The organism is Rubrivivax soli, assembly GCF_049810355.1.
Taxonomy (GTDB): Bacteria; Pseudomonadota; Gammaproteobacteria; order Burkholderiales; family Burkholderiaceae_C; genus Rubrivivax.
This window is the reverse complement of the sequence record NZ_CP187368.1, coordinates 1,668,232-1,691,620: the sequence shown is the minus strand read 5'-3', so window position 1 is coordinate 1,691,620 and position 23,389 is coordinate 1,668,232. Positions and strand designations below refer to the sequence as shown.

At 73.0% G+C, this 23,389-nt stretch carries 22 protein-coding genes; 7 read left to right on the top strand and 15 right to left on the bottom strand.

Annotation, left to right across the window (positions count from 1 at the left end; genetic code table 11):
- Positions 1-15 precede the first annotated feature (15 nt).
- The gene (locus tag ACPOLB_RS07690) at positions 16-2,763 is read left to right on the top strand and encodes a cation-translocating P-type ATPase (RefSeq protein ID WP_425260724.1); all 2,748 of its coding nucleotides are present in this window, start codon (positions 16-18) and stop codon (positions 2,761-2,763) included.
- A 34-nt stretch (positions 2,764-2,797) separates the two neighbouring features.
- A complete protein-coding gene (locus tag ACPOLB_RS07685; RefSeq protein ID WP_425261894.1) occupies positions 2,798-3,892 on the top strand; it encodes an MBL fold metallo-hydrolase in 1,095 nt (364 codons plus the stop codon).
- Here the strand turns inward: ACPOLB_RS07685 and ACPOLB_RS07680 are convergent.
- From ACPOLB_RS07680 to ACPOLB_RS07655, 6 genes are read right to left on the bottom strand one after another with little or no spacing between them, the layout of a single operon-like run.
- Positions 3,877-4,179 (bottom strand): Dabb family protein, encoded by a 303-nt coding sequence (locus ACPOLB_RS07680; RefSeq protein ID WP_425260721.1) that lies wholly within the window; start codon positions 4,177-4,179, stop codon positions 3,877-3,879. The genes ACPOLB_RS07685 and ACPOLB_RS07680 overlap by 16 nt on opposite strands.
- Positions 4,176-4,481 carry a YciI family protein gene (locus tag ACPOLB_RS07675; RefSeq protein WP_425260719.1) on the bottom strand — a complete coding sequence of 102 codons (306 nt, stop codon included), beginning with the start codon at positions 4,479-4,481 and terminating at the stop codon, positions 4,176-4,178. Before ACPOLB_RS07675 ends, ACPOLB_RS07680 begins: the two co-directional genes overlap by 4 nt.
- Positions 4,482-4,488: 7 nt before the next feature.
- Complete coding sequence (locus tag ACPOLB_RS07670; protein WP_425260718.1) at positions 4,489-5,802, bottom strand: TRAP transporter large permease; 1,314 nt, start codon at positions 5,800-5,802, stop codon at positions 4,489-4,491.
- Positions 5,795-6,349 carry a TRAP transporter small permease subunit gene (locus ACPOLB_RS07665; RefSeq protein WP_425260717.1) on the bottom strand — a complete coding sequence of 185 codons (555 nt, stop codon included), beginning with the start codon at positions 6,347-6,349 and terminating at the stop codon, positions 5,795-5,797. The genes ACPOLB_RS07670 and ACPOLB_RS07665 overlap by 8 nt, the downstream gene beginning before the upstream one ends.
- Positions 6,346-7,434, bottom strand: coding sequence for a C4-dicarboxylate TRAP transporter substrate-binding protein (locus ACPOLB_RS07660; RefSeq protein ID WP_425260716.1), 1,089 nt, complete (start codon positions 7,432-7,434; stop codon positions 6,346-6,348). The genes ACPOLB_RS07665 and ACPOLB_RS07660 overlap by 4 nt, the downstream gene beginning before the upstream one ends.
- Entirely contained in the window at positions 7,431-8,300 is an 870-nt protein-coding gene (locus ACPOLB_RS07655) for an intradiol ring-cleavage dioxygenase (protein WP_425260715.1), read from the bottom strand. The genes ACPOLB_RS07660 and ACPOLB_RS07655 overlap by 4 nt, the downstream gene beginning before the upstream one ends.
- 144 nt (positions 8,301-8,444) lie before the next feature.
- Between ACPOLB_RS07655 and ACPOLB_RS07650 the strand changes: the two genes are divergently transcribed.
- The 3 genes from ACPOLB_RS07650 to ACPOLB_RS07640 all read left to right on the top strand — a co-directional run bounded on the left by ACPOLB_RS07650 (position 8,445) and on the right by ACPOLB_RS07640 (position 11,244).
- Positions 8,445-9,359 carry a LysR family transcriptional regulator gene (locus ACPOLB_RS07650; protein ID WP_425260714.1) on the top strand — a complete coding sequence of 305 codons (915 nt, stop codon included), beginning with the start codon at positions 8,445-8,447 and terminating at the stop codon, positions 9,357-9,359.
- A gap of 91 nt (positions 9,360-9,450) precedes the next feature.
- Positions 9,451-10,527 (top strand): maleylacetate reductase, encoded by a 1,077-nt coding sequence (locus ACPOLB_RS07645; protein ID WP_425260713.1) that lies wholly within the window; start codon positions 9,451-9,453, stop codon positions 10,525-10,527.
- Between the two features lie 234 nt (positions 10,528-10,761).
- Positions 10,762-11,244 carry a 3-keto-disaccharide hydrolase gene (locus ACPOLB_RS07640; RefSeq protein ID WP_425260712.1) on the top strand — a complete coding sequence of 161 codons (483 nt, stop codon included), beginning with the start codon at positions 10,762-10,764 and terminating at the stop codon, positions 11,242-11,244.
- A 24-nt stretch (positions 11,245-11,268) separates the two neighbouring features.
- On the opposite strand, the gene infA is transcribed toward ACPOLB_RS07640, so the two are convergent.
- Positions 11,269-11,526 carry a translation initiation factor IF-1 gene (gene infA, locus ACPOLB_RS07635; RefSeq protein ID WP_425260711.1) on the bottom strand — a complete coding sequence of 86 codons (258 nt, stop codon included), beginning with the start codon at positions 11,524-11,526 and terminating at the stop codon, positions 11,269-11,271.
- A 326-nt stretch (positions 11,527-11,852) separates the two neighbouring features.
- Between infA and ACPOLB_RS07630 the strand changes: the two genes are divergently transcribed.
- Positions 11,853-12,830, top strand: coding sequence for a Bug family tripartite tricarboxylate transporter substrate binding protein (locus ACPOLB_RS07630; RefSeq protein WP_425260710.1), 978 nt, complete (start codon positions 11,853-11,855; stop codon positions 12,828-12,830).
- A 30-nt stretch (positions 12,831-12,860) separates the two neighbouring features.
- On the opposite strand, the gene ACPOLB_RS07625 is transcribed toward ACPOLB_RS07630, so the two are convergent.
- From ACPOLB_RS07625 to ACPOLB_RS07610, 4 genes are read right to left on the bottom strand one after another with little or no spacing between them, the layout of a single operon-like run.
- Positions 12,861-13,364, bottom strand: coding sequence for a dihydrofolate reductase (locus ACPOLB_RS07625; RefSeq protein WP_425260709.1), 504 nt, complete (start codon positions 13,362-13,364; stop codon positions 12,861-12,863).
- A gap of 3 nt (positions 13,365-13,367) precedes the next feature.
- Positions 13,368-14,177, bottom strand: coding sequence for a thymidylate synthase (locus tag ACPOLB_RS07620; protein ID WP_425260708.1), 810 nt, complete (start codon positions 14,175-14,177; stop codon positions 13,368-13,370).
- The gene (locus ACPOLB_RS07615) at positions 14,174-15,304 is read right to left on the bottom strand and encodes an HD domain-containing phosphohydrolase (protein WP_425260707.1); all 1,131 of its coding nucleotides are present in this window, start codon (positions 15,302-15,304) and stop codon (positions 14,174-14,176) included. The genes ACPOLB_RS07620 and ACPOLB_RS07615 overlap by 4 nt, the downstream gene beginning before the upstream one ends.
- 55 nt (positions 15,305-15,359) lie before the next feature.
- Entirely contained in the window at positions 15,360-17,198 is a 1,839-nt protein-coding gene (locus tag ACPOLB_RS07610; protein WP_425260705.1) for an ABC transporter transmembrane domain-containing protein, read from the bottom strand.
- Positions 17,199-17,364: 166 nt separating this feature from the next.
- Between ACPOLB_RS07610 and ACPOLB_RS07605 the strand changes: the two genes are divergently transcribed.
- Positions 17,365-18,183, top strand: coding sequence for a GGDEF domain-containing protein (locus tag ACPOLB_RS07605; RefSeq protein ID WP_425260704.1), 819 nt, complete (start codon positions 17,365-17,367; stop codon positions 18,181-18,183).
- A 16-nt stretch (positions 18,184-18,199) separates the two neighbouring features.
- Here the strand turns inward: ACPOLB_RS07605 and ACPOLB_RS07600 are convergent, their stop codons facing one another.
- From ACPOLB_RS07600 to miaA, 4 genes are read right to left on the bottom strand one after another with little or no spacing between them, the layout of a single operon-like run.
- A complete protein-coding gene (locus ACPOLB_RS07600; protein WP_425261893.1) occupies positions 18,200-19,279 on the bottom strand; it encodes a lipocalin-like domain-containing protein in 1,080 nt (359 codons plus the stop codon).
- Positions 19,273-21,801, bottom strand: coding sequence for an FtsX-like permease family protein (locus ACPOLB_RS07595; protein ID WP_425260703.1), 2,529 nt, complete (start codon positions 21,799-21,801; stop codon positions 19,273-19,275). The genes ACPOLB_RS07600 and ACPOLB_RS07595 overlap by 7 nt, the downstream gene beginning before the upstream one ends.
- On the bottom strand, positions 21,798-22,445 hold the full coding sequence (locus ACPOLB_RS07590; protein ID WP_425260702.1) for an ABC transporter ATP-binding protein: 648 nt from the start codon (positions 22,443-22,445) through the stop codon (positions 21,798-21,800). Before ACPOLB_RS07590 ends, ACPOLB_RS07595 begins: the two co-directional genes overlap by 4 nt.
- Positions 22,445-23,389 carry a tRNA (adenosine(37)-N6)-dimethylallyltransferase MiaA gene (gene miaA, locus ACPOLB_RS07585; RefSeq protein WP_425260701.1) on the bottom strand — a complete coding sequence of 315 codons (945 nt, stop codon included), beginning with the start codon at positions 23,387-23,389 and terminating at the stop codon, positions 22,445-22,447. The genes ACPOLB_RS07590 and miaA overlap by 1 nt, the downstream gene beginning before the upstream one ends.

The window sequence follows — 23,389 nt, the reverse complement described above, 5'->3', positions numbered from 1 at the left end:
CACCAGGAGCATCGCTTGCACGATCCGGTTTCCGACCGTCACCCTGCCGACGCTGCCCTGGCGACGCCCTGGCACGCGCTGGAGCCGGCGCAGGTGCTGCAGCAGCTGGATGCCGATGCGACGCTGGGCCTGTCGGCCGCGGTGGTGGCACTGCGCCGGGCGCGCCACGGCGACAACGCGCTGCCCGAGGCCCCGCCGCGGCCGCTGTGGCGCACCTTCGCGCGCCAGTTCGTGAGCCCGCTGATCGCGATCCTGTTCGTCGCGGCCGTGCTGGCGGTGGCTCTGGGCCACCTCGGCGATGCCGGCGTCATCCTGGTCGTGGTGCTGGTCAACGCCGTCATCGGCACCTTCCAGGAAGGCCGGGCCGAGCGCTCGATGGCGGCGCTGCGGCGCCTGTCGGCGCTGCAGGTGCGCGTGCTGCGCGACGGCGGCGAGCAGGTGGTGGCGGCGCGCATGCTGGTGCCGGGAGACACCGTGCTGCTGGCCGCGGGCGACGCCGTGGCCGCCGACGCGCGGCTGGTCGAGGCGGCGCAGCTGCAGCTGGCCGAGGCGGCGCTGACGGGCGAGTCGGTGCCGGTGTCCAAGTCCGTGGCGGCGGTGCCCGAGTCCGCCGGCCTGGCCGACCGCCATGGCATGGTCTATTCGGGCACCCACGTCACGGCCGGCCGGGCGCGCGCGGTCGTCGTGGCCACCGGCGCGCGCACCGAGGTCGGCCGCATCGCCGGGCTCACCGAGGGTGCCGAGGAGCCGAAGACGCCGCTGGAGCGCCGCCTGGCGCAGTTCGGCCGCGCGCTGGTGGCCGCGGCCGTGGGATTGTTCGTGCTGGTGGTGCTGCTGGGCCTGTGGCGGCAGCTGCCGCTGGCCGACGTGCTGATGGTGGCCATCAGCCAGATGGTGTCGATGGTGCCCGAGGGCCTGCCGGTGGCGATGACGATCGCGCTGGCGGTCGGCATGCAGCGCATGGCGCAGCGCGGCGCCATCATCCGCCGGCTGTCGGCCGTGGAGACGCTGGGCTCGACCACCGTGATCTGCAGCGACAAGACCGGCACGCTGACGAAGAACGAGATGACGGTGGTGCGGTTGTGGCTGCCCGGCGCCGGCGACGCTGCGGCCCTGGCGCGCGAGGTCGCCGTCGGCGGCATCGGCTACGCGCCGGGCGGCGCGCTGCGCGAGGGCGAAATGCCGCTCGCGGCCGCCGCCGACCCCGCGCTGCTGGCCCTGCTGCAGGCCGCCGCGCTGTGCAACGACGCCCAGCTGCTGCCGCCCGACGGCGAGCGCACGGCCTGGACCGTGCTCGGCGACCCCACCGAGGGCGCGCTGCTGGTGCTGGCGCGCAAGGCCGGGCTCGACCTCGAGGCGCTGCGCCGCGCTGCGCCGCGCGGCGCCGAGCTGCCGTTCGATTCCGACAGCAAGCTGATGGCCACGCGCCACGCGATGGACGGGGCGCCGCGCCGTGTCTTCGTGAAGGGCGCGCCCGAGTCCGTGCTGCGCCTGTGCGGCGGCGAGGCGCCGGCCGTGGTGCAGGGCGCGCGCGCTGCGGCCGAGGCGATGGCCGCGCAGGCGCTGCGCGTGCTGGCGGTGGCCGAGGTGCCCGACGACCCGCTCGCGCCCGAGGCCGGCTTCGACGCGCTGACCGGCCGTGCGCGGCTGCTGGGCCTGGTGGCGCAGATCGACCCGCCGCGCGACGCCGTGCGGCAGGCGGTGGCGGCCTGCCGCGGCGCCGGCATCCGCACCGTGATGGTCACCGGCGACCACAAGCTCACCGGACTGGCGATCGCACGCGCGCTGGGCATCGCGCGCGACGGCGATGCCGCGGTCGACGGCGCCGAGCTCGAACGCCTGGGCGAGGCCGACCTGCGCGCGGCGCTGCCGCGCATCGCCGTCTTCGCGCGTGTGCAGCCGGCGCAGAAGCTGCGCATCGTGCAGGCGCTGCAGGCGCGTGGCGAGGTCGTCGCAATGACGGGCGACGGCGTCAACGACGCCCCGGCGCTGGCGCGTGCCGACGTCGGCGTGGCGATGGGCATCACCGGCACCGAGGTCGCCAAGAGCGCCGCCAAGATCGTGCTCACCGACGACAACTTCTCCACGCTGGTGGCCGCGGTGGAGCAGGGCCGCGTGGTCTACGGCAACCTGAAGAAGGTGATCCTGTACCTGTTCGCCACCAGCATCGACGAGGTGGCGGTGCTGCTGCTGGCACTGCTGGGCGGCTATCCGCTGCCGCTGGCGGCGGTGCAGATCCTGTGGATCAACATCGTCACCGAGGGCACGCTGACCGTGAACCTGGTGATGGACCCGGCCGACGGCGACGAGATGCGCCGCGCGCCGGTGCCGCGCGACGACCGCCTGCTCGACCGCGCGCTGCTGCAGCGCGTGGCGCTGATGGCCAGCAGCGCGGTGGCGGTGTGCTTCGGCTGGTTCGCCTGGCGCCATGCACAGGGCGTGCCGGAGGACCTGCTGCGCACCGAGGTCTTCACGCTGCTGGCCATGTGCCAGTGGTTCAACGTGATGAACTGCCAGTCGGCCAGCCGCTCGGCGCTGCGCCTGGGCCTGCTGCGCAACCGCTGGCTGCTGGGCGGTCTGGCCCTGTCGGTGGCGCTGCAGATGCTGGTGCTGTACGCACCGCCGATGAACGCGCTGTTCCACACGCAGCCGCTGGACGCCGGCACGCTGCTGCAGCTGCTGGCGCTGGCCGGCACCGTGCTGTGGGTCGAGGAAGCACGCAAGGGCTGGGTGCGGCGTTCCGCCCCGACAATGGCGGCCTGACCCCGACGCCGCCGCCACGACGCTGCCCATGCCCATGCCCCCGCCCGCCGACGACCCCACCGCCAGCGCCGCCAGCCTGCGCGTGCCGCTGGTCTACCCCTTCGAGGCGCCGCCGCAGCGCGGGCAGTCGCTGCAGGTGCTGCCCGGCGTGTTCTGGGTGCGCATGCCGCTGCCTTATGCGCTGGACCACATCAACCTGTGGGTGCTGGACGACGGCGAGGGCTGGGCCATCGTCGACACCGGCACCCGCACCGACGAGGTGGCCGCGGTGTGGCGCGACCTCTTCTCGAAGGCGCCCGACAGCCGCAGCGTGTCGCGCGTGTTCGTCACCCACATGCACCCCGACCACGTCGGCATGGCCGGCTGGCTGACGCGGCGCTTCGGCGTGCGGCTGTGGATGTCGCGGCTGGAGTACATGAACTGCCGCGTCGTGCTCGCGGACACCGGCCGCGAGGCGCCGCCCGACGGCACCGCGTTCTACCGCCGCGCCGGCTGGGGCGACGCCGCGCTGGAGCGCTACCGCGTGCGCTTCGGCAGTTTCGGCAACCACGTGCACGCGCTGCCCGACAGCTACCGCCGGCTGCAGGACGGCGAGACGCTGCGCATCGGCGCGCACGACTGGCAGGTCGTCATGGGCAGCGGCCACTCGCCAGAGCACGCCTGCCTGTACTGCCCCGGGCTGAAGCTCTTCATCTCGGGCGACCAGGTGCTGCCGCGCATCTCGTCGAACGTCTCGGTCTACCCGCTGGAGCCCGACGCCGACCCGCTGGCCGACTGGCTGGCCTCGCTGCAGACCATCCGCGCGCGCGTGCCCGACGACGTGCTGGTGCTGCCGTCGCACAACGACGTCTTCCGCGGCCTGCACGCGCGGCTCGACGCGCTGGAACAAGGCCAGGCCAAGGCGCTCGAGCGGCTGCGGCGGCGGCTGACCGAGCCGCGCCGCGCCATCGACGTCTTCGGTGCGCTGTTCGCACGCGCCATCGGCGAAGGCGACGAACACCTGCTGGGCATGGCCACCGGCGAGAGCGTGGCCTGCCTGAACCACCTGTGGCACCGCGGCGAGGTGCTGCGCGAGGCCGACGCCGACGGCGTGTGGTGGTACCGGCTGGCTGGTCAGCCCAGCACGTAGTCGACCTGGTGGCGCGCGATGCGCAGGTCGCCCACGGCGTCGCGCGCGCGCAGGTGTTCCGGGTGCTGCGCATACGCGGCCAGCGCCGCGGCGTCGTCGAAGTCGGTCAGCAGCACCACGTCGCAGGCGTAGTCGACGCCGCTGGTGTCGCGGCCCACCTCCAGGTGGCGCAGGCCCGGGATGCGGCCGCGCAGGCCCTCGAAGGCCGCGCACACGGTGGCGATGTTGGCCGCGTGTTCGGCCGGCGTGTCGCCACGCACGCGCCACATCACGATGTGGCGGATCATGGCGCGGGCGGGAACCCGGCCCGCTGCGGCCACAGGTTCTGGAACGCATGCACCTCGCTGCGCGCGTACAGGCCCGCGCGCGTGAAGGGCTCGTCGGCCAGCCAGGCCAGCGCCTCGGCGCGGCTGCCGAAGTCGATCGCCAGCAGGCTGCCGAGCATGGTGCTGCCGTCGTCGGCCAGCAGCGGGCCGGCGAACGCGATGCGCCCGGCCACCTGCGCCAGGCAGGCCTTGTGCGCCGGCCGCATCCGCTCGCGCAGCGCGGTCTTGCCGGGGTGGTCGATCAGGTGGAAGACGTGGACCATCGCTGCCTCAGGCCCGCGCCAGGTAGGTCGACAGCGACGGGAACGCCACCAGCAGCACCAGCACCGCCACCATCGACAGCACGAACGGGAAGGTGCCGGCGAAGATGTCCTTGATGCTGATGCGCGGGTCGTTCAGCGCCGACTTCACGGTGTAGACCGAGACGCCGAAGGGCGGCGTCAGCAGGCCGATCTCGACCGCCACCACGGTGATGACGCCGAACCACACGATGTCCATGCCGAAGGCGCGCGCCACCGGCAGCACGATCGGCAGCATGATCAGCATGATCGACACCGAGTCGATGATGCAGCCCAGCGCGATGACGATCGCCACGTAGGCGGCCAGGAAGCCCCAGGGGCCCAGGCCCAGCGTCGTGATCATCTCGGTCACCGCCGCCGGCATGCCGGTCAGCGCCAGCATGCGGCTGTACAGCGAAGCCGCCAGGATCAGGAACAGCACCGAGACCGAGACGTAGCCGGTCTCGACCAGCACGTTCCACAGCTTCTTCCACGTGAGGCGGCGGCGCAGCAGCGCGATGGCGAACGAGCCCGCCGCACCCACGGCACCGGCCTCGGTGGGCGTGAACAGGCCACCGTACAGGCCGCCGAGCACCAGCACGATCAGCGCCGCGATCGGGATGATCTTCCTCGCGGCGCTGCCCGGCGTCTCGGTGGACGGCACGTCGATCAGGGCCGCCGCGTTGCCCACCTTGTGCGGCACCAGGTAGGCCATGCCGATGATCAGCACGGCGAATCCCAGCGCCAGCACGATGCCCGGGACCAGGCCGGCGATGAACATGCGGCCGATCGACTCTTCGGCGATGACGCCGTAGATGATCATCAGCAGGCTGGGCGGGATCAGCATGCCCAGCACCGACGAGCCCGCGACGACGCCGACGCTGAAGCGCGGCGTGTAGCCCATGCGCATCATCTCGGGCACCGCGACCTTGGTGAACACCGACGCCGAGGCGATGCTGATGCCGGTGATGGCCGCGAACACCGCGTTGCTGGCCACCGTGGCCAGGCCCAGGCCGCCGCGGATGCGGCGCAGCAGCCACTGGAAGACGTCGAAGGTGTCGCGCCCGACGCCGCTGACGCTGACGAACATGCCCATCAGCACGAACAGCGGCACCACGCCGAAGAGGTAGTCGCGGATGGCGTCGTTGGCCGCCGCGGCGACGAAGCGCGCCGCCACCGGCCCCGACTTGATCATCAGCACGCTGACGAACGACGTGACGATCAGCGCCACGCCGATGTGCATGCCGAAGTAGATGAAGGTCAGCAGCGCCAGGCAGGCGGCGATGCCGATCGAGAGGTCAGACATGCCGGGATTCCTTCAGGTCCTGCCAGGCCAGCAGCAGGTACTGCAGCGTGGCGAGTGCGGCTCCCAGCAGCACGACGAAGCGCATGGGCCAGATGGGGAACGTGAAGACGCCTTCGATGCCGATGAACTCGCTTTCGGTGTACGCGCGTGCCAGCAGCGGCCAGGTGGCCCAGGCGATCACGCCGCAGGCGAACACGCCGGCCAGCGAGAACAGCGCGCGCAGCACGCGGCCCGCGGCCGGGCGGCGCTGCAGGAAGGGGTCGAGGAAGAGGTCGGCGCGCGACATGCGGCCGTGCCGCAATGTCGCCGGCAACTGCAGGAAGACGATGATGATGATCGACGTGGCCACCAGTTCGGCCACGCCGTCGATCGGGTGGTTGAGCAGGTTGCGCAGCAGCACGTCGGCGCACATCAGCACCATCACGGCGCCGATGAGCAGCGAGCCGACGGCGTTCAACCCGTCGATCACCTTGCCCAGCGGCGAGCTGGGCACGCCGTCGCGGAACGGCGAGGTCGCGTCCAGGTCGGTGTTCGACTCGTAGCTCACAGCTCCTTGTCCCAGTCGCGTGCCGGCTTCACGCCGCGCTTGCGCAGCGCGTCCATGTAGGTCTTCACGATCTCCTTCGTCGGGCCCTTGCCGGCGTTGGTCTTCGCCCAGTCGGCGGCCAGGTTGGGCAACGAGCTGACCCACTTCTCGCGCTCGCCGGCGCTCAGGTTGGTCACGCGCACGGCGGGCGTCTGCCTGGCGCCGACCTCGACCATGGTCTTCAGCGCGCCCTCGTAGCGCTGCATCAGCGTCTGGCCCAGCGCCTTCGAGTATTCCTGGCCGACGTCGCGCACGATCTTCTGCACGTCGGCGGGCAGCTTGTCGTAGCTGTCCTTGTTCATCGCCATGCCGCCGATGTACAGCGCGCCGATGTTCACGGTGGTGATGTAGGGCGCGACCTCGTAGATCTTGTTCGGCAGGATGCCGGTGGCGATCGAGATCGTGCCTTCGCTGACGCCGCTCTGGATGTCGGTGTAGTAGCTCGGCAGCGCCCCGTCCACGGCCACCGCGCCCGAGTTGCGCAGCCACAGGCCGATGCTGCCGGGCGCGCTGATCTTGCGGCCCTTCAGGTCGGCGTAGGTGGCGATGGGCTGCTTCGTGAACAGGTGGTAGGTGTCGACGCCCGTGGCGCCCAGGAACACGGCGTTGTTGCGCTCCCACTCCTTCTTCAGCGCCGGCACGGTCTCGTGCATCTCGTTGACGACGTCGAGGATCACGCGGACGTCTTCGGTGGTGAAGGGCGTGACGGTGCCGAACTGGCTCAGCGGCATCTTCGCCGCCTCGAGGTTGTGGAAGACCCAGCCGATGTCGGTGACGCCCTGCTCGACCGAGCTCAGCGTGGCGTTCATCTTGTAGAGCTGGCCGCCGTAGGCCTCGCGCCACTCGATCTTGTAGCCCTTGTTCAGCGCCGCCACGCGCTTGTTGACCTCGGGCACGAACAGCGTGCTCATCAGCCCCACCCAGGGCAGCGTCGTGGGGTGGCTGGAAGCGATGGTGAGCTTGAAGGTCTGCTGTGCGGCAGCCGGCAGCCCGAAGGCCAGCGCGGCGGTCAGGGCCAGCAGGCGCAGCGGTGTTCTCTTGTTCATCGTGTTGTCTCCGGGTTGAGAACGAAGTCGAAATCGAGGGTGTAGAAGGGCACGGCGCTGTGGCTGCCGTCGGGGGCCGTGCCGGGCTCGTGGCGCACCCAGTCGGCGATCAGCGAGGCGCGCACGCCGAACACCGCGTCGGCATCCAGGTAGCGGCCGCCTTCGCGGAACACGTGCGTGATCAGGCGCTCGTAGCCCGGCGCGGTGATCATGAAGTGCAGGTGCGCGGGCCGCCACGGGTGGCGGCCCAGGTGGTCGAGCATGCGGCCCACCGGGCCGTCGTGCGGGATCGGGTAGGGCTCGGCCAGGATCGAGCGGAAGTGCAGCCGGCCCGCGGCGTCGGTGTGCAGCACGCCGCGCGCGCGGTGCGTGTCGTCGCCCGCGCGCTGCACGTCGTAGTAGCCGTCGGCGTCGGCCTGCCACACCTGCACCTCGGCGCCGGCCACCGGCGTGCCGTCGAGGCCGCGCACCTGCGCGTTGACGAAACACGGCTCGCCCTTGGCACCGTTGGCGACGTCGGCGCCCAGCGCGTAGTGCGGCGCGCCTTCGACGTGGAACGGGCCGAACACCGTGGCCTCGGTGCAGCCGGCGGGCTTCTTGTGGTTCAGCGCGGTCACCAGCGTCGACAGGCCCAGCGTGTCGGACAGCAGGATGAACTCCTGGCGCTTGTCGTCGGTGATGTGGCCGGCCTCGGTGAGGAAGCGGATGCCCGCGAACCACTCGGCCTCGCTCAGCTTCACCTCGCGGGCGAAGGCGTGCAGGTGCTGCACCAGGCTCGTCATCACCTCGCGCAGGCGCGCGTCGGACGCCGCCGCGTGGCGGGCGATGACGGCTTGCGTGATGGTGTCTTCGTCGATCTTGCGCATGGCAAACGGACCCGGGTTCTTCCCTGCAAGGGCAGCAGCTGCGCGAATCTAGACTTGCACGCACAGCGGCGGAAGGCGCGTCGGCACAAAGCTTTCTTCCGCTGAACGGAAAACTTCGGGTTAACACGGGTCGTTGGATCGCGCATGGACCGTTGGACCGAGATCGAGCTGTTCGTGCAGGTCGCCGAGCTCGGCAGCCTCTCGCGCGCGGCCGAGGCGCTGGGCTTGTCGAACGCCGCGGCGAGCCGGCATCTCGCTGCGCTGGAGGAGCGGCTCGCGGCGCGGCTGGTGCAGCGCAACACGCGCCGGTTGTTCCTCAGCGACGTGGGCGAAGCCTTCTACCGCCGCTGCAAGCCGCTGCTGGCCGAGATGCAGGAAGCCGAGAGCGCGGTCAACGAGGCCGTGCTCAAGCCGACCGGGCTGCTGCGCGTGCAGGCCTCGCTGTCGTTCTCGATGATCGTCATCGCGCCGCTGCTGCCCGAGTTCCATGCGCGCTACCCCGAGCTGCGCGTCGAGGTGGTGGTCTCCAACCGCTACCAGGACCTGCTGGAGAGCGGCATCGACGTCGCCATCCGCAACCGCGAGTTCGAGGTCGACTCGGCCATCACCGTGCGCCGGCTGGCGGGCACGCGGCGCGTGCCGGCGGCGTCGCCGCTGTATCTGCAGCGCCACGGCGAGCCGCGCACGCCCGAGGAGTTGCTGCAGCACCGGCTGCTGATCTACAACCTGGCCAACCAGCCCAGCCAGCTGCGCTTCACGCGCGACGGGCACGAGACGGTGGTGGCGGTGCAGGGCCTGCTGGAAAGCAACGACGGCCAGGTGCTGCGCGCCGCGGCGCTGAAGCACCTGGGCATCCTGGTGCAGCCGATGTACATCGTTCACGACGACATCGTCGCCGGCCGCCTGGTGCCGCTGCTGCCCGCGTGGGACCTGCCGCGGCTGACGATCAACATCGCCTACCCCACGCGCCGGCACCTGCCGGCCAAGGTGCGCTGCTTCGTCGACTTCGTCGCCGAGCACTTCGTGCGCATGGACTACGAGCGGAAGTGGACCTCTTGAGGACCTCCTGAGGACCTGTTGATCGCGCAGGAAAACTGTTTCCCGCCCGCTGCGCTTGGAGTGGCGGGCCTGCTTTGATGCAATGCCCGGCATGACGACGCACTTCATCTACCAGGCCCACCCCAGCCGCGTGGTCTTCGGCGCCGGCGTGCTGCAGCAGCTGCCGGCCGAGATCGCGCAGCTCGGCGCCACGCGTGCGCTGGTGCTGTGCACGCCCCAGCAGCGTGCGTCGGCCGAGCGCGTGGCGGCGCTGCTGGGGTCGCGCTGTGCCGGCATCTTTGCCCAGGCGCAGATGCACGTGCCGCTGGAGACCGCGCAGGCAGCGCGCGCCGAGGCGCGGCGCCTGGGTGCCGACTGCGCGGTGGCCATCGGCGGCGGCTCCACCACCGGGCTGGGCAAGGCCATCGCGCTCGACTCCGGCCTGCCCATCCTGGCCGTGCCCACCACCTATGCCGGCAGCGAGATGACGCCGATCTACGGCCTCACCGACGCCGGCGTGAAGAAGACGGGGCGCGATGCCCGTGTGCTGCCCAAGACCGTGCTCTACGACCCCGAGCTGTCGCTGACGCTGCCGCTGGGCCTGAGCATCACCAGCGCGCTGAACGCGGTGGCGCACGGCGCCGAAGGCCTGTATGCGCCCGACACCAACCCGGTGATCGCGCTGATGGCCGAAGAGGGCATCCGCGCCTGCACGGCAGCGCTGCCGCGGCTGCAGGCCGACCCGCACGACCTGGCGGCGCGCAGCGACCTGCTGCAGGGCGCCTGGCTGTGCGGCATCGTGCTCGGGGCCACCACGATGGGGCTGCACCACAAGCTCTGCCACACGCTGGGCGGCAGCTTCAACCTGCCGCACGCCGAGGTGCACACGGTGGTGCTGCCGCACGCGCTGGCCTACAACGCCGCGCAGGCGCCGCAGGCGATGGCGCGCATCGCGCGGGCGCTGGGCGTGGCCGCGGATGCGCCGGGCGGTGCCCCGGCGGCCCTGCACGCGCTGGCGCAGCGCCTGGGTGCGCCGACCGCGCTGCGTGACATTGGCATGCCCGAAGGCGGCCTGGACCGCGCCGCGGACCTGGCCGTGACCACGCCGTACCCGAACCCCCGGCCGCTGGAGCGTGCTGCGCTGCGCGCGCTGCTGCAGCGGGCCTTCGAGGGTGCCGCGCCGGCCTGAGCGGCGGCCGGCGGCACGGCGGCCTGCGGCGTAACGCTTGCAAGCCTTGGTGTGGACGGGCGTGGCGGTGGTGCTCGGCGCGTTACGCTGCGCGGAGGCCGCAGCACGCGACGCACACGCACGAACGCACACACCCACGATGGAGCGCAGAGTCTTCCTGGCCGCGATGGCCGTTCCCCCCTGCTGGCCGCCTGCGCGGGCGGCGGCACCGGTGCGCCGCCGTCGGCATCGGGCGTGCTGGGCCCGTCGGGCCGTGGCTGGACGACCCTGATCGACGGCAGCGACCCCGGCACGCTGGCCGGCTGGTCGCCGCTGGGGGTGGGCCGCTGGAGCGTCGCCGGCGGGGCCGTGCAGGGCCTGCAGGGCCGGGCCGGCTTCCTGGTCTCGGCCGACAGCTACACCGATTTCGAGTTGCGGGCTGAGTTCTGGGCCGACGCGGCGGCCGACAGCGGGCTGTTCCTGCGCTGCCAGGACCGGCGTCGGGTGGCGGCCGACAACAGCCACGAGGTCGAGATCGCCGACTGGCGGCCCGACACGCTGGCGGTGGACCGCTGGAGCACGCTGGAGATCAGCGCGCGCGGCGAGCGCATCGCGATCGCGCGCAACGGCCGCAAGGTGGCCGAACGGCGCGACCAGCGCTTCCGCAGCGGGCCGATCGCGCTGCAGTCGGCCGGCGGCACGATCCGCGTGCGCAAGCTGCAGATCCGCACGCTGTAGGCGCTGCGGACCGGCAGCGCGCCGTCAGCGGCGCTGTTGGGCGCCCGGCGCGGGGCGCTGGCGCTCGATGTGGCGGAACGTGATGCGGCCCTTGCTCAGGTCGTAGGGCGACAGTTCCAGCGACACCGCGTCACCCGCGAGGATGCGGATGTGGTGCTTGCGCATGCGGCCGCTGGTGTAGGCCACCAGCACGTGGCCGTTTTCCAGCGTCACGCGGAAACGGGAATCGGGCAGCACCTCGTCGACGGTGCCTTGCATTTCAATCAGTTCTTCCTTGGCCAAACAGAGTCTCCTGGCGGTGTGAACCAGCGTGCAACAACGCTGGCTGCGCAAAGGTGCGCGGCTTCGTCGCCAGGCCAAGGGTGAAAGAGGGGGGCTGCAGGACATCGGGCGTGCCGATGAACAAAAGCGGACAGGCCCTTGCACGGTGACCTCGGGAACGAGGCGGGTAACCGCGAGATTCTAACCGTTGCGCCCGCCGGGCGCGTGACAACGCCATTGCGGACGGTAGGCAGGCGCGTCTATCCTGGGCCGGCACCGCGCCAAGCACGCCGGGTGCCGCGCGGTGCAGGCGTGCGCGCCCGTCACGACAACGACACGGAGACACGATGCAACGCAAGCGATTCCTCGCCAGCCTGGCGCTGGCCGCAACGGCCGTCGCGGCCATGACGGCCCCGCTGTCGGCGGCAGCGCAGGGCTTCCCGACCAAGCCGGTGCGGCTGGTCGTCACCTTCCCCCCGGGCGGCGCGCCCGACATCCTGGCGCGGCTGTTCGCCGACAAGGCGCAGCTGGGCCAGACGGTGGTGGTCGAGAACAAGCCCGGCGCCGGCGGCAACCTGGGGGCCGACTTCGTGGCCAAGGCGCCGGCCGACGGCCACACGCTGGTGATGGGCACCGTGGGCACGCACGCCATCAACGGCGCGCTGTACGCGAAGCTGCCCTACGACATGGTGCGCGACTTCGTGCCCGTGGCCCACGTGGCCTCGGCGCCCAACCTGCTGGTCGTCACCAACAGCCTGCCGGTGAAGAGCGTGGCCGAACTGGTGGCCTACATGAAGGCCAACCCCGGCACGCTGAGCTACGGCTCGCCCGGCATCGGCACCTCGGTGCACGTCTCGGGCGAACTGTTCCAGTCCCTCACCGGCACGAAGATGACGCACGTGCCCTACAAGGGCCGGCAGTTCGCCATCCCCGACCTGGTGGGCGGGCAGATCCAGCTGATGTTCGACAACATGCCGTCGGCGCTGCCGATGGCCAAGGAAGGCAAGATCCGCGCGCTGGCGCAGACGACGGCGCGGCGCTCGGGGGCCGCGCCCGACGTGCCCACGGTGGCCGAGACTGTGCCCGGCTTCGAGGCCACGACCTGGTTCGCGGTGTTCGCCCCCGCCGGCACGCCGCGCGAGGTGGTGGCGCGCGTGAACGCCGAGATGAAGCGGGTCTTCGCGCTGCCCGAGGTGGCCGAGCGCATGAAGACGCTGGGGCTGGAAAGCTGGATCTCCAGCCCCGAGGAACTGGCGCAGTTCCAGGCCGCCGAGATCACGAAGTGGGCCAAGGTCGTGAAGGACAGCGGCGCCAAGGCCGAATGAGCCGGGCGGGCTGGCCGGGCCGCGGCAGCGTCAGCGCCGCCGGTAGCGCACGAAGCTGATGTCGAAGTCGTTCGGCGGCGCGGCCCGCTGCGTCTGCCGCTCGACCTCGGCGTAGGCGCCGCGGTCCCAGGCCGGGAAGCGCGTGTCGCCGTCGAAGTCGGCGTCCAGCTCGGTCAGCAGCAGCTCGTCGGCCAGCGGCAGCGCCGCGGCGTAGAGGTCGGCGCCGCCGATGACGAACACCCGCTCGACCGCGCCAGCCAGCGCCAGCGCTGCCGCCGGCGAAGCCGCGGCCTCGGCGCCCGGCGCCTGCCAGTCGGGGTTGCGCGTGACGACGATGTTGCGCCGCCCCGGCAGCGGCCGGAAGCGCGGCGGCAGCGAGTCCCAGGTCTTGCGGCCCATCACCACCGGGCAGCCCGCGGTGCTGCTGCGGAAGTGCGCCATGTCCTCGGGCAGCTTCCACAGCAGCTGGTTGGCGTGGCCGATGACGCCGTTGCGGGCGACGGCGGCGATCAGCGTGAGCACGGGGCGGGGCACCGCCTACACCGCCACCGGCGCCTTGATGGCGGGGTGGTGCACGTAGTCCAGCACCTCGAAATCTTCGTACTGGTAGTCGAAGATGGACGCCGGCCGGCGCTTGATGTGCAGCACCGGGTAGGGGTGCGGCGTGCGGCTGAGCTGCAGCGCCACCTGTTCGGCGTGGTTGCTGTAGATGTGGCAGTCGCCGCCGGTCCAGATGAAGTCGCCGACCTCCAGGTCGCACTGCTGCGCCAGCATGTGCGTCAGCAGCGCGTAGCTGGCGATGTTGAACGGCACGCCCAGGAAGATGTCGGCACTGCGCTGGTACAGCTGGCAGCTGAGTCTTCCTTCGGCCACGTAGAACTGGAAGAACGCGTGGCACGGCATCAGCGCCATCCTGGGCAGGTCGGCCACGTTCCAGGCGCTCACGATGATGCGCCGGCTGTCGGGGTTGCTCCGGAGCTGCTGCACCACCTGGGCGATCTGGTCGACGTGGCCGCCGTCGGGCGTGGGCCAGCTGCGCCACTGCACGCCGTAGACCGGGCCCAGGTCGCCGTCGGGGCCGGCCCACTCGTCCCAGATCGTCACGCCGCGCTCCTGCAGCCAGCGCGCGTTGCCGTCGCCGCGCAGGAACCACAGCAGCTCCAGGATGATGCTCTTCAGGTGCACCTTCTTGGTCGTCACCAGCGGGAAGCCTTCGCGCAGGTCGAAGCGCATCTGGTGGCCGAACACGCTCTTGGTGCCGGTGCCGGTGCGGTCGGCCTTGGCCACGCCGGTGGTGGCCACCAGGCGCATGAAGTCTTCGTACTGGGAACGGATCGGGCGTGTCATGGGCCCGGATTATCGGGGCCGTCCGCATGGGCCGCCGCGATGTGGCGGAAGGCGTCGTAGCAGCGCTCGAAGGCATCGACGACCACCGGGTCGAAGTGCCGGCCGCGGCCCTGGCGGATGACCGCGCGCGCCTCGTCGCACGGCATCGGGCGCTTGTACACGCGCGGCGAGACCAGCGAGTCGAACACATCGGCCAGCGCCATCAGCCGCGCGGCCAGCGGAATGGCCTCGCCGGCCAGGCCGTCCGGGTAGCCGGTGCCGTCCCAGCGCTCGTGGTGCCAGTGCGCGATCTGCTTGGCCAGGCGCAGGAAGTCCACCGCGCCGTCGACGTCGCGTTCGGCCGCCTCGATGGCCTGCGCGCCGAGCGCCGCGTGTGTCTGCATCACCGCCCACTCGGCGGCGTCGAGCTTGCCCGGCTTGCGCAGGATGTGGTCGGGGATGCCGACCTTGCCGATGTCGTGCAGCGGCGCCGAGCGCGCCAGCAGCCGGATCTGCCGCGGCCCCAGCGCGTCGGCGAACAGGCCGTGGTCGTGCAGATCCTGGGCCAGCATCTCCACGTAGGCCTGGGTGCGCTGCAGGTGGCGGCCGGTCTCGTTGTCGCGCGTCTCGGCCAGGTGCGCCAGCGCGCGGATGGCCAGGTCCTGCACCAGCTCGTTCTCGGCCATGCGGCGCGCCACCTCGGCTTCCAGGCGCGCGTTCTGGTCGCGCAGCGAGGCGCGCGCGCGGGCGGCGTCGAGCTGGGTGCGCACGCGGGCCAGCAGCACCAGCGGCTGCACCGGCTTGGTCAGGTAGTCGTCGGCGCCCAGCTGCAGGCCGCGCAGCTCGTCGGTGTCGGCGTGCAGTGCGGTCAGCAGCATCACCGGCAGCGCCGCGGTGGCCGGGTCGGCGCGCCAGCGGCGCAGCAGCTCGAAGCCGTCGATGCCGGGCAGCAGCACGTCGAGCAGCACCAGGTCGGGCCGTGGCGCGGTGGCCACCAGGCGCTCGGCGGTTTCGCCGCTGTCTGCGGCCAGCACCCGGTAGCCGTGGTCCTGCAGCGTGTGCACGACGACGTCGCGCAGCAGCACGCTGTCCTCGACCACCAGCACGGTCTCGGACAGGTCGCTGCGGGCGGTGGGGGCGGGGCTCACGGGGCGGTCGCGGGTGACGCAGATCGGTTCATCCTGCCGGCCACCACGGTGGTGCCTACTCCGCCGCCGCCGTCGCCGGCGGCTGCAGCTCGAACTGCATCGCCGCCAGCCTCGCGTACAGCCCGCCCTGCGCCACCAGCTCGGCATGCGTGCCGGTCTCGACGATGCGGCCGGCCTCCAGCACGACGATGCGGTCGGCGCGCAGCACCGTGGCCAGCCGGTGCGCGATGACGATGGTGGTGCGGCCCTGCATCGCCGCCTCCAGCGCCGCCTGCACCATGCGTTCGCTCTCGGCGTCGAGCGCGCTGGTGGCTTCGTCCAGCAGCAGCAGCGGCGGGTTCTTCAGCATCGCGCGCGCGATGCTGATGCGCTGGCGCTGGCCGCCCGAGATGCGCACCCCGCGTTCGCCGAGGAAGGTGTCGTAGCCCTCGGGCAGCGCCGTGATGAAGTCGTGCGCGAAGGCCGCCCGTGCCGCGGCCCGCACCTCGTCGTCGCTGGCGCCGGGGCGGCCGTAGCGGATGTTGTCCATCGCGCTGGCCGAGAAGATCGTGCTGTCCTGCGGCACGATGCCAATGCGCTGGCGCAGGTCGGCCAGGCGCAGCTGCTGCACGGGCACGCCGTCGAGCAGCACCTGGCCCTGGTGCACGTCGTAGAAGCGCAGCAGCAGCTGCAGCACCGTGCTCTTGCCGGCGCCGCTGGGGCCGACCAGCGCCACGGTCTCGCCGGGGCGCACGTCGAGCGACATGCCGTCCAGCGCCGCCTGCTTCGGCCGCGACGGGTAGTGGAAGCGCACGCCCTGCAGCTGCACGGCCGAGCCGCCGCGCACCGGCGGCAGCGGCAGCGGCACGGCCGGGTCGGCCACGGGCGAGCGCGTGGCCAGCAGCTCCATCAGCCGCTCGGTGGCGCCGGCAGCGCGCAGCAGGTCGCCGTAGACCTCGCTCAGCACCGCCACCGCGCCGACGAAGATGATCACGAACACCACCGTCTGCCCCAGGTGGCCGGCCGAGATGTCGCCGCGCACCACCGCCTGCGTGCCCTGGTACAGGCCCCACAGCAGCGCGCCGAAGGTGGCGGTGATCATGAAGCCGACCAGGAACGAGCGCACCGCGGTGCGCTTCTTGGCGGTCTCGAAGGCGTTCTCGGTGGACTGGTCGAAGCGCGCCGACTCGCGGCCTTCCTGCACGTAGCTCTGCACCACCGGCACCGCGTTCAGCACCTCGGCGGCGATGGCGCTGCTGTCGGCCACGCGGTCCTGGCTGGCGCGGCTGAGCTTGCGCACGCGGCGGCCGAAGTACAGGCTGGGCAGCACCACCAGCACCAGGATGCCCAGCACCTGCGTCATCACGTAGGGGTTGGTCCAGACCAGCGCGCCCAGCGCGCCGATGCCCATCACCGTGTTGCGCAGGCCCATGCTGAGGCTGCTGCCCACCACGGTCTGCACCAGCGTCGTGTCGGTGGTCAGGCGGCTCAGCACCTCGCCGGTCTGGGTGGTCTCGAAGAACTCCGGGCTCTGGCGGATGACGTGGGCGTAGACCGCGTTGCGCAGGTCGGCCGTGATGCGTTCGCCCAGCCAGGTGACCATGTAGAAGCGCGCCGCCGAGAACAGCCCGAGCGCCGCGCCGACGCCGAACAGCGCCAGGAAGTGTCCGCGCAGCGCCAGCAGGCGCTCGCCGGGGTCGGCGGCGACCAGACCCTGGTCGATCAGCAGCTTCAGCGCCACCGGGAAGGCCAGCGTGCTGGCCGCGGCCATCACCAGGAAGACAACGGCCAGCGCGATGCGGCAGCGGTAGGGCCGCACGAAGGGCAGCAGGCCCGACAGCGAGCGCACGCGTTGGCCGGGGGCGGGTTCGCCGGGACGGAGGGTCGCGGGCAGGGCCGCGCTGGGGGAGTTCATGGCCGCGAGTGTAGGCACCGCCGTGCAAAGGCCGCGCGCACCCCGCATCCAGGGTGGCGGCGGCGGGCTCAAGCGGCAGGGGTTGTGGTCGAATAAGGGACTGGACCGCGCCGCCGTGAGCACTCCCGTCCCCCATCCTCCCCAGACGCCGCCTGCGCCGCCGCCGATGGCCGACGCCTCGCCGGTCGCCGGCGCACCGCGTGCGCGCCGGTTGCTGCTGGCCGCGGTCGGGGGCGGCCTGCTGGCGCTGCTGGCGGCCGGCCTGGCCTGGGCCGTGTCGGCCGTGCTCGGCGCGCAGGCGGCGCAGATCGCCGCCCCCATCGCCGCGGCCGTGGCGGTGGCGGTGGTGGCCGTGCCGCTGGGCGCGGTGCTGCTGGCGCTGCGGCGCGACCTGGAGCGCAGCCGCCTGCAGCTGGCGCGGCTGGACACCGTCGACCCGCTCACCGGCGTGGCCAACCGCGCCCATTTCCTCGCGCTGTCCGAACGCGAATGGGCGCGTGCCCGCCGCTACGGCAGCGGCGCCGCGCTGCTGCTGGTGGACGTGGACCGCTTCCACCGCCTGTGCGAGGCGCGCGGCGCAGCCGCCGGCGACGCCGTGCTCCGTGCGCTGGCCCGCCACACCGAACCCACGCTGCGCGGTGCCGATGCCATCGCGCGCTTCGGCGGTGCCCAGCTGGCCGTGTGGCTGGCCCATGCCGACCCGATCGGCGCGCTCGACGTGGCCGAGCGCATCCGCGAGCGCATCGAGGCCCTGCACGTGCCGTTCGATCCGCAGGACCTGCACGTCACGGTCAGCGTCGGCGTGGCCGCGCTGCGGCCTGCGCACCAGAGCCTGTCGGCGCTGGTCGACGATGCCGACGCCGCGGTGCAGGCCGCACGCCAGGCCGGCGGCAACTGCGTGCGGGCGGCGCCGGTCGACCTGGGCCGGGTGCGCAAGATCGGGCCGTCGGTGGGCGACAACCAGGCTGCCGGGCCGACGCTCTGACGCGGCGGCTGCGGCCTCAGCGCATCTGCAGGCGGCCGCGGTAGCCGGTCATCTCCAGGTAGCCCAGGCCGACGCGGCGCCCGCTGCCGTCCAGCACCTCGGACAACCCTTCCCAGTAGACCGTGCCGGTGCTGCCGCTGCTGTCCATCTCCTGTGCATCGAGCAGGCTGCGCACGGTGTGGCGGCCGGCCGGTGTGTCGATGTCCCACTGCACCGGGTAGCTGGCCTGCGTGGCCGGGCTGGTCCAGCGGCGGCCGGCGGTGCAGCGCACTTCGTCGGTGGCGAAGGCGCGCACCTTGCCGCCCGCCGGCCGGTGGCTGCCGCCGGCCCACAGCGCCGTGCCGTCGGCGCGGCGCAGCTGGAAGACCGTGAGCGCGCTGCCGTCGAAGAGGTTCAGGCCCATCCAGTCCCAGCCTTCGGCCTCGGGCGCCAGGTAGGCGTCGCTCCACTCGTGGTCGAGCCAGGCGAGGCCGGGCAGGGCGATGCGCTGCCCGCCCAAGGTGATGCTGCCCTGCACCTGCAGCTGCGGCTGGCTGTAGTAGTGGCTGGCCTGGTGTTCCAGCGGGCCCTTGCGCGAGAAGCCGGCGTCGCCCTGCAGCAGCGGCGGCTGCGTGGTCTGCAGCGCCAGATCGAGCGCGAAGTCGTCGCCCGGCAGGCGCGCCGCGTACCCGTTGCTGCCGCGCCGCAGGTGCCAGTCGCCGATGTGCACGTCGGTGTCGTCAATGGCCGCGCGCGCCGGCACGGCCAGCGGGTCGCCCGACCAGCGGGTGATGCGCTGCGCGTGCAGGTGGCGGCCGGCCTGCAGGTCGGTGACGGCGGCGTGCGCGAACAGCAGGTGGCGCGCTGCGAAGCGGCTGCTGCTGCCGGCGGCCAGGCCGGTGCTGCTGCGGAAGAAGGTGAGCTGGAAACCCAGGCGCGGCGCCTGCTCGGTGCCCATCCAGCCGGTGGCGTACCACCACTCGGTGCCGGTGTCGTTGTGCGTGCCGTGGTCGCGCGGGAAGGCCAGCACGCGGCCGCGGCGCTCGGTGGCGTGGGCTGCTGCCGGCAGCCCCAGCGCCGCCGGCAGCAGCGTGAGAACGGTACGACGCTTCACCAGTCCTCCTTCACCGACAGCACGGCCGAGCGCCCCGCGGCGCTGCGGGCGCTGAACGCGGCCGTGGCCACGCCGGCCAGCCACACCGCGCCGCACAGCAGCGCCAGGCGGTCCCAGGGCAGCACCAGCTGCATGGTCCAGTGGAAGCTCTGCGGGTTCACCACGTACACCAGCACCATGCTGACGACGATGCCCAGCGCCAGCCCCACCAGCGTGCCGGCCGCCATCCAGGCAGCACCTTCGCCGGCCACCACGCGGACGACCTGCGCCCGCGTCAGCCCCAGGTGCGCGAGCAGGCCGAATTCCTTGCGCCGCGCCAGCACCTGGGCCGACAGGCTGGCGGCGATGCCCACCAGCCCGATCGCGATGGCCACCCCCTGCAGGTAGGTGGTGACGGCGAAGCTGCGGTCGAAGATGCGCAGCGACAGCACGCGCAGCTCGCTGGTGGCCGCGAAGTCCAGCAGCGTGGGGTCGGGCAGCAGGCTGCGCAGGCCGGCCTGCACGCTGGCCATCTCGGCACCGGGCGCGAGCCACAGCGCGAGATCGTTGATGCGCGTGTCGCCCGTCAGGCGCTGGTAGTCGGTGTCGGCGATGGCGATGGCGCCGAACTGGCGTGCGAAGTCGCGCCACACGCCCAGCACGCGCATGGTCGCTTCCTGCGTGCCGCCGGGCCCGGCCAGCGGCAGCACCAGCGTGCTGCCGGGCGTGGCGCCGTACAGCGTGACCATCGCTTCGCTGACGTACACCGCGGTCTCGCCCGGCTGCAGCGTCAGGCGGTCCAGCGCCGGCGCCACCAGAGGCAGCGCCGCGGCCACGTCGGCCAGCGGGCGCGCCACCAGCGCCACCGCCGGCCGGCCGGCGGCCAGCTGCAGCGACCGCAGCCGCGCGCCCTGCACACGCGCCACGCCGGGCAGCCCGGCCGCGCGCTGCACGAAGTCGGGCGGCAGCCAGGCCTGCTCGGCCGCGCCGCTGCTGCCGGCCGTGCGCGCGTACAGGTCGGCCGGCAGCACGCTGTCGAGCCAGGTCGACACGCCCTGGCGGAAGCTGGTGACCATCACCGTCAGCGCCACGCTGAGCGCCAGGCTGGCCACGACCCCGGCCACCGCCGCGGTGGCCGTGCGGCGCTGGAAGCGCGCGCGCTGCAGGGCCAGCAGCGCCAGCGCGCCGCGCGGTCGCGGCACCGCGGCCAGCAGCGCGTGCACCACCGCCGGCACCAGCGCCACGCCGCCGAACAGCAGCGCCGCCACCGCCACGTAGGCCGCCAGCGGCAGGCCGGCGATCGGCGGCAGCAGCGCCAGCAGCCCGCCGGTGGCCAGCAGCGCCAGCCCGGGCCAGGCCGGCGGCGCCTGCGCATCGGGCTGGCCCAGGCCCTTCAACGCCAGCGCCGGGCTCAGCCGCTCGGCCTGCAGCGCCGGCCACCAGCCGCCGACCAGCGCCGCCAGCAAGCCCAGCAGCGCGAAGCCCGCGGCCCCCGCAGCACTGAACTGCAGCTGCGGCGCGATGCCGGGGAAGTAGCCGCCGCCCAGATCACCCGCCAGCAGCCGCAACGCCGCCGCCGCCATGCCGGTGCCCAGCGCCACGCCGAGCACGCCGCCGGCAGCGCCGATGGCGGCGCACTCGGCCAGCACGAGGCCGCGGCGCTCGCGTGCGGTGAGCCCGAGCACGCCCAGCAGCGCGAAGCCGGGCGTGCGCTGCGCCACCGACAGCGCCACCACCGAGAACACGAGGAAGGCGCCGACGAACAGCGCCACCAGCGCCAGCACCGTCAGGTTCACGCGGTAGGCGCGCGACAGGTTGCTGACGCGCTGCGCACCGTCGTCGGCCGTCACCGCGTCCACGCCCGGCGGCAGCGCCAGCCGCTGCAGCAGCGCGGCCTGGTCGCTGCCGGGCACGAGCCGCAGGTCGATGCGCGACAGCCGGCCGGTCCAGCCGAAGTGGGTCTGCGCGCCGGCGATGTCCATCACCGCGAGCGGTGGCCCGCCGGCCGCCACGTTGCCGGCGACCTGCAGCGTCTGCCAGGCCATGCCGCTTTGCAGCGGCAGCAGCGCGCCGTCGGCAACGCCGCTGCGCTCGCGCGCGGCCGCGTTGAGGAAGACGCGGTCGGGGTCCAGGAAGGCCAGCCGCGGCTGGCCGTCGGCGTGGCGCGGCTGCAGGTCCTGCGCCAGCGCGCCCACGCGCAGCCCGTCCACGCCCAGCACGCGCACCGCCACGCGCTGGCCGTCGCGGCCGCGCGTGTAGGTGTCGATCTCCACCACGGGGCTGGCCAGCTGCACCGCGGGGTCGGTGGCCACGCGGTCGGCCAGCGTCTCGTCGAAACCGCCGCCCTGGCCGCGCAGCACCAGGTCGGGCGCGCCGTTGGCCGCGCGCACCGCGGCCGAGAACTCCGACAGCGCGGAGCCGTTGATCAGGTGCACCGAATACGCCAGCGCCACGCCGAGCGCCACCGCCAGCAGCGCGATGCCGTGGCGCCAGGGGTGGTGGCGCCATTCGCGCCGCAGCAGGCCGGCGACGAGGTGCAGCGTCACGTCGTGTGCACGCCCTGCGGGCTCAGCCGCAGCACGCGGTCGGCGCGTGCCGCGGCGGCGGCCGAGTGCGTGACGAGCAGGCAGGCCGCGCCGGCTTCGCGCACCTGGGCCAGCAGCACGCCCAGCACCCGTTCGGCAGTGACGGGGTCGAGGTTGCCCGTGGGCTCGTCGGCCAGGATCAGCCCCGGCGCGTGCACCACCGCGCGCGCGATCGCCACGCGCTGCAGCTGCCCGCCCGACAGCTGCGCCGGGTAGCGCCCGCCCAGCCCGTCCAGGCCCACGGCGTCCAGCAGCTGCTGCACGCGTGCCGCATCGGGCCGGCCCAGCAGCAGCAGCGGCAGCGCCACGTTGTCGGCCACGGTCAGGTGCGGCAGCACGTGGAAGGCCTGGAACACGAACCCCAGCTTCGCGCGCCGCAGCCGGGCGCGGCCGGCTTCGTCCAGCGTGGCCAGGTCCTGCCCGGCGACGACGACACGGCCGCTGTCGGCCTGCTCCAGCCCCGCGATGCAGTTCAGCAGCGTCGACTTGCCCACGCCCGACTCGCCCAGCAGCGCGACGAACTCGCCCGGCGCCAGCGACAGCGTGACGCCGCCGAAGACGGAGGTCGTGCCGAACGACTTGGACAGACCTGCGAGTTCCAGCATCACCCGGGCGATGATGCCGCAGCTGCCGTCTGCAGCGCGGCCAGGGCCTTTTGCAGCGCGTCGGGCGCGTCGCACGGCACCACCACGCGCCGCGGCAGCGACCGCAGCCAGGTCAGCTGCCGCTTGGCCAGCTGCCGCGTGGCGGCCACGCCCTGCGCGCGCAGCGGCCCCAGGTCGCCGGCCTGCAGCGCGTCCCAGGTCTGCCAGGCCTGCCGGTAGCCCACACAGCGCATCGCCGGCAGCTCGGGGTGCAGGTCGCCCCGGGCGCGCAGCGTGCGCAGTTCGTCGACGAAGCCCGCGGCCAGCATGGCGTCGAAGCGCGCGGCGATGCGCGCATGCAGCCAGCCGCGCGAGACCGGCTCCAGCGCCACCAGCGGCAGCGCGAGCACCGGCTGGCGCGCGCTGCCGTGCCAGGCTGACAAGGGTTTGCCGCTGAGTTGCCAGACTTCCAGCGCGCGCTGGATGCGCTGGCTGTCGCCGGGTGCCAGCCGCGATGCGGTGGCCGGGTCCACGCGCGCCAGTTCGGCGTGCAGCGCGGGCCAGCCCTCGGCGGCAGCGCGGGCGTCGAGGTTGGCGCGCACGACGGGGTCGGCCGCGGGCAGGGTGTCCAGGCCTTCCAGCAGCGCCTTGAAGTACAGCATCGTGCCGCCCGCCAGCAGCGCCAGGCGGCCGCGGGCGTTGATCTCGGCCACCAGCCGCGTCGTGTCGGCCACGAAGCGCGCGGCCGAGTAGGCCTCGGTGGGGTCGAGGATGTCGATCAGGTGGTGCGGCACCGCGGCGCGCTCGGCGGCGCTGGGCTTGGCGGTGCCGATGTCCATGCCGCGGTAGACCAGGGCCGAGTCGACGCTGACGATCTCCAGCGGGCACTGCGCCGCGAAGGCCAGCGCCACGGCGGTCTTGCCCGAGGCGGTGGGCCCGGCCAGGCCGATGGCGCGCAAGGTCAT

What these genes read in the sequence shown, in the direction of transcription:
- ACPOLB_RS07685 (WP_425261894.1), top strand. Translation starts at nt 2,798, where the DNA reads ATGCCCCCGCCCGCCGACGACCCCACCGCCAGCGCCGCCAGCCTGCGC.
- ACPOLB_RS07680 (WP_425260721.1), bottom strand. Translation starts at nt 4,179, where the DNA reads ATGATCCGCCACATCGTGATGTGGCGCGTGCGTGGCGACACGCCGGCC.
- ACPOLB_RS07675 (WP_425260719.1), bottom strand. Translation starts at nt 4,481, where the DNA reads ATGGTCCACGTCTTCCACCTGATCGACCACCCCGGCAAGACCGCGCTG.
- ACPOLB_RS07670 (WP_425260718.1), bottom strand. Translation starts at nt 5,802, where the DNA reads ATGTCTGACCTCTCGATCGGCATCGCCGCCTGCCTGGCGCTGCTGACC.
- ACPOLB_RS07660 (WP_425260716.1), bottom strand. Translation starts at nt 7,434, where the DNA reads ATGAACAAGAGAACACCGCTGCGCCTGCTGGCCCTGACCGCCGCGCTG.
- ACPOLB_RS07655 (WP_425260715.1), bottom strand. Translation starts at nt 8,300, where the DNA reads ATGCGCAAGATCGACGAAGACACCATCACGCAAGCCGTCATCGCCCGC.
- ACPOLB_RS07650 (WP_425260714.1), top strand. Translation starts at nt 8,445, where the DNA reads ATGGACCGTTGGACCGAGATCGAGCTGTTCGTGCAGGTCGCCGAGCTC.
- ACPOLB_RS07645 (WP_425260713.1), top strand. Translation starts at nt 9,451, where the DNA reads ATGACGACGCACTTCATCTACCAGGCCCACCCCAGCCGCGTGGTCTTC.
- ACPOLB_RS07630 (WP_425260710.1), top strand. Translation starts at nt 11,853, where the DNA reads ATGCAACGCAAGCGATTCCTCGCCAGCCTGGCGCTGGCCGCAACGGCC.
- ACPOLB_RS07620 (WP_425260708.1), bottom strand. Translation starts at nt 14,177, where the DNA reads ATGACACGCCCGATCCGTTCCCAGTACGAAGACTTCATGCGCCTGGTG.
- ACPOLB_RS07610 (WP_425260705.1), bottom strand. Translation starts at nt 17,198, where the DNA reads ATGAACTCCCCCAGCGCGGCCCTGCCCGCGACCCTCCGTCCCGGCGAA.
- ACPOLB_RS07605 (WP_425260704.1), top strand. Translation starts at nt 17,365, where the DNA reads ATGGCCGACGCCTCGCCGGTCGCCGGCGCACCGCGTGCGCGCCGGTTG.
- ACPOLB_RS07590 (WP_425260702.1), bottom strand. Translation starts at nt 22,445, where the DNA reads ATGCTGGAACTCGCAGGTCTGTCCAAGTCGTTCGGCACGACCTCCGTC.
- miaA (WP_425260701.1), bottom strand. Translation starts at nt 23,389, where the DNA reads ATGACCTTGCGCGCCATCGGCCTGGCCGGGCCCACCGCCTCGGGCAAG.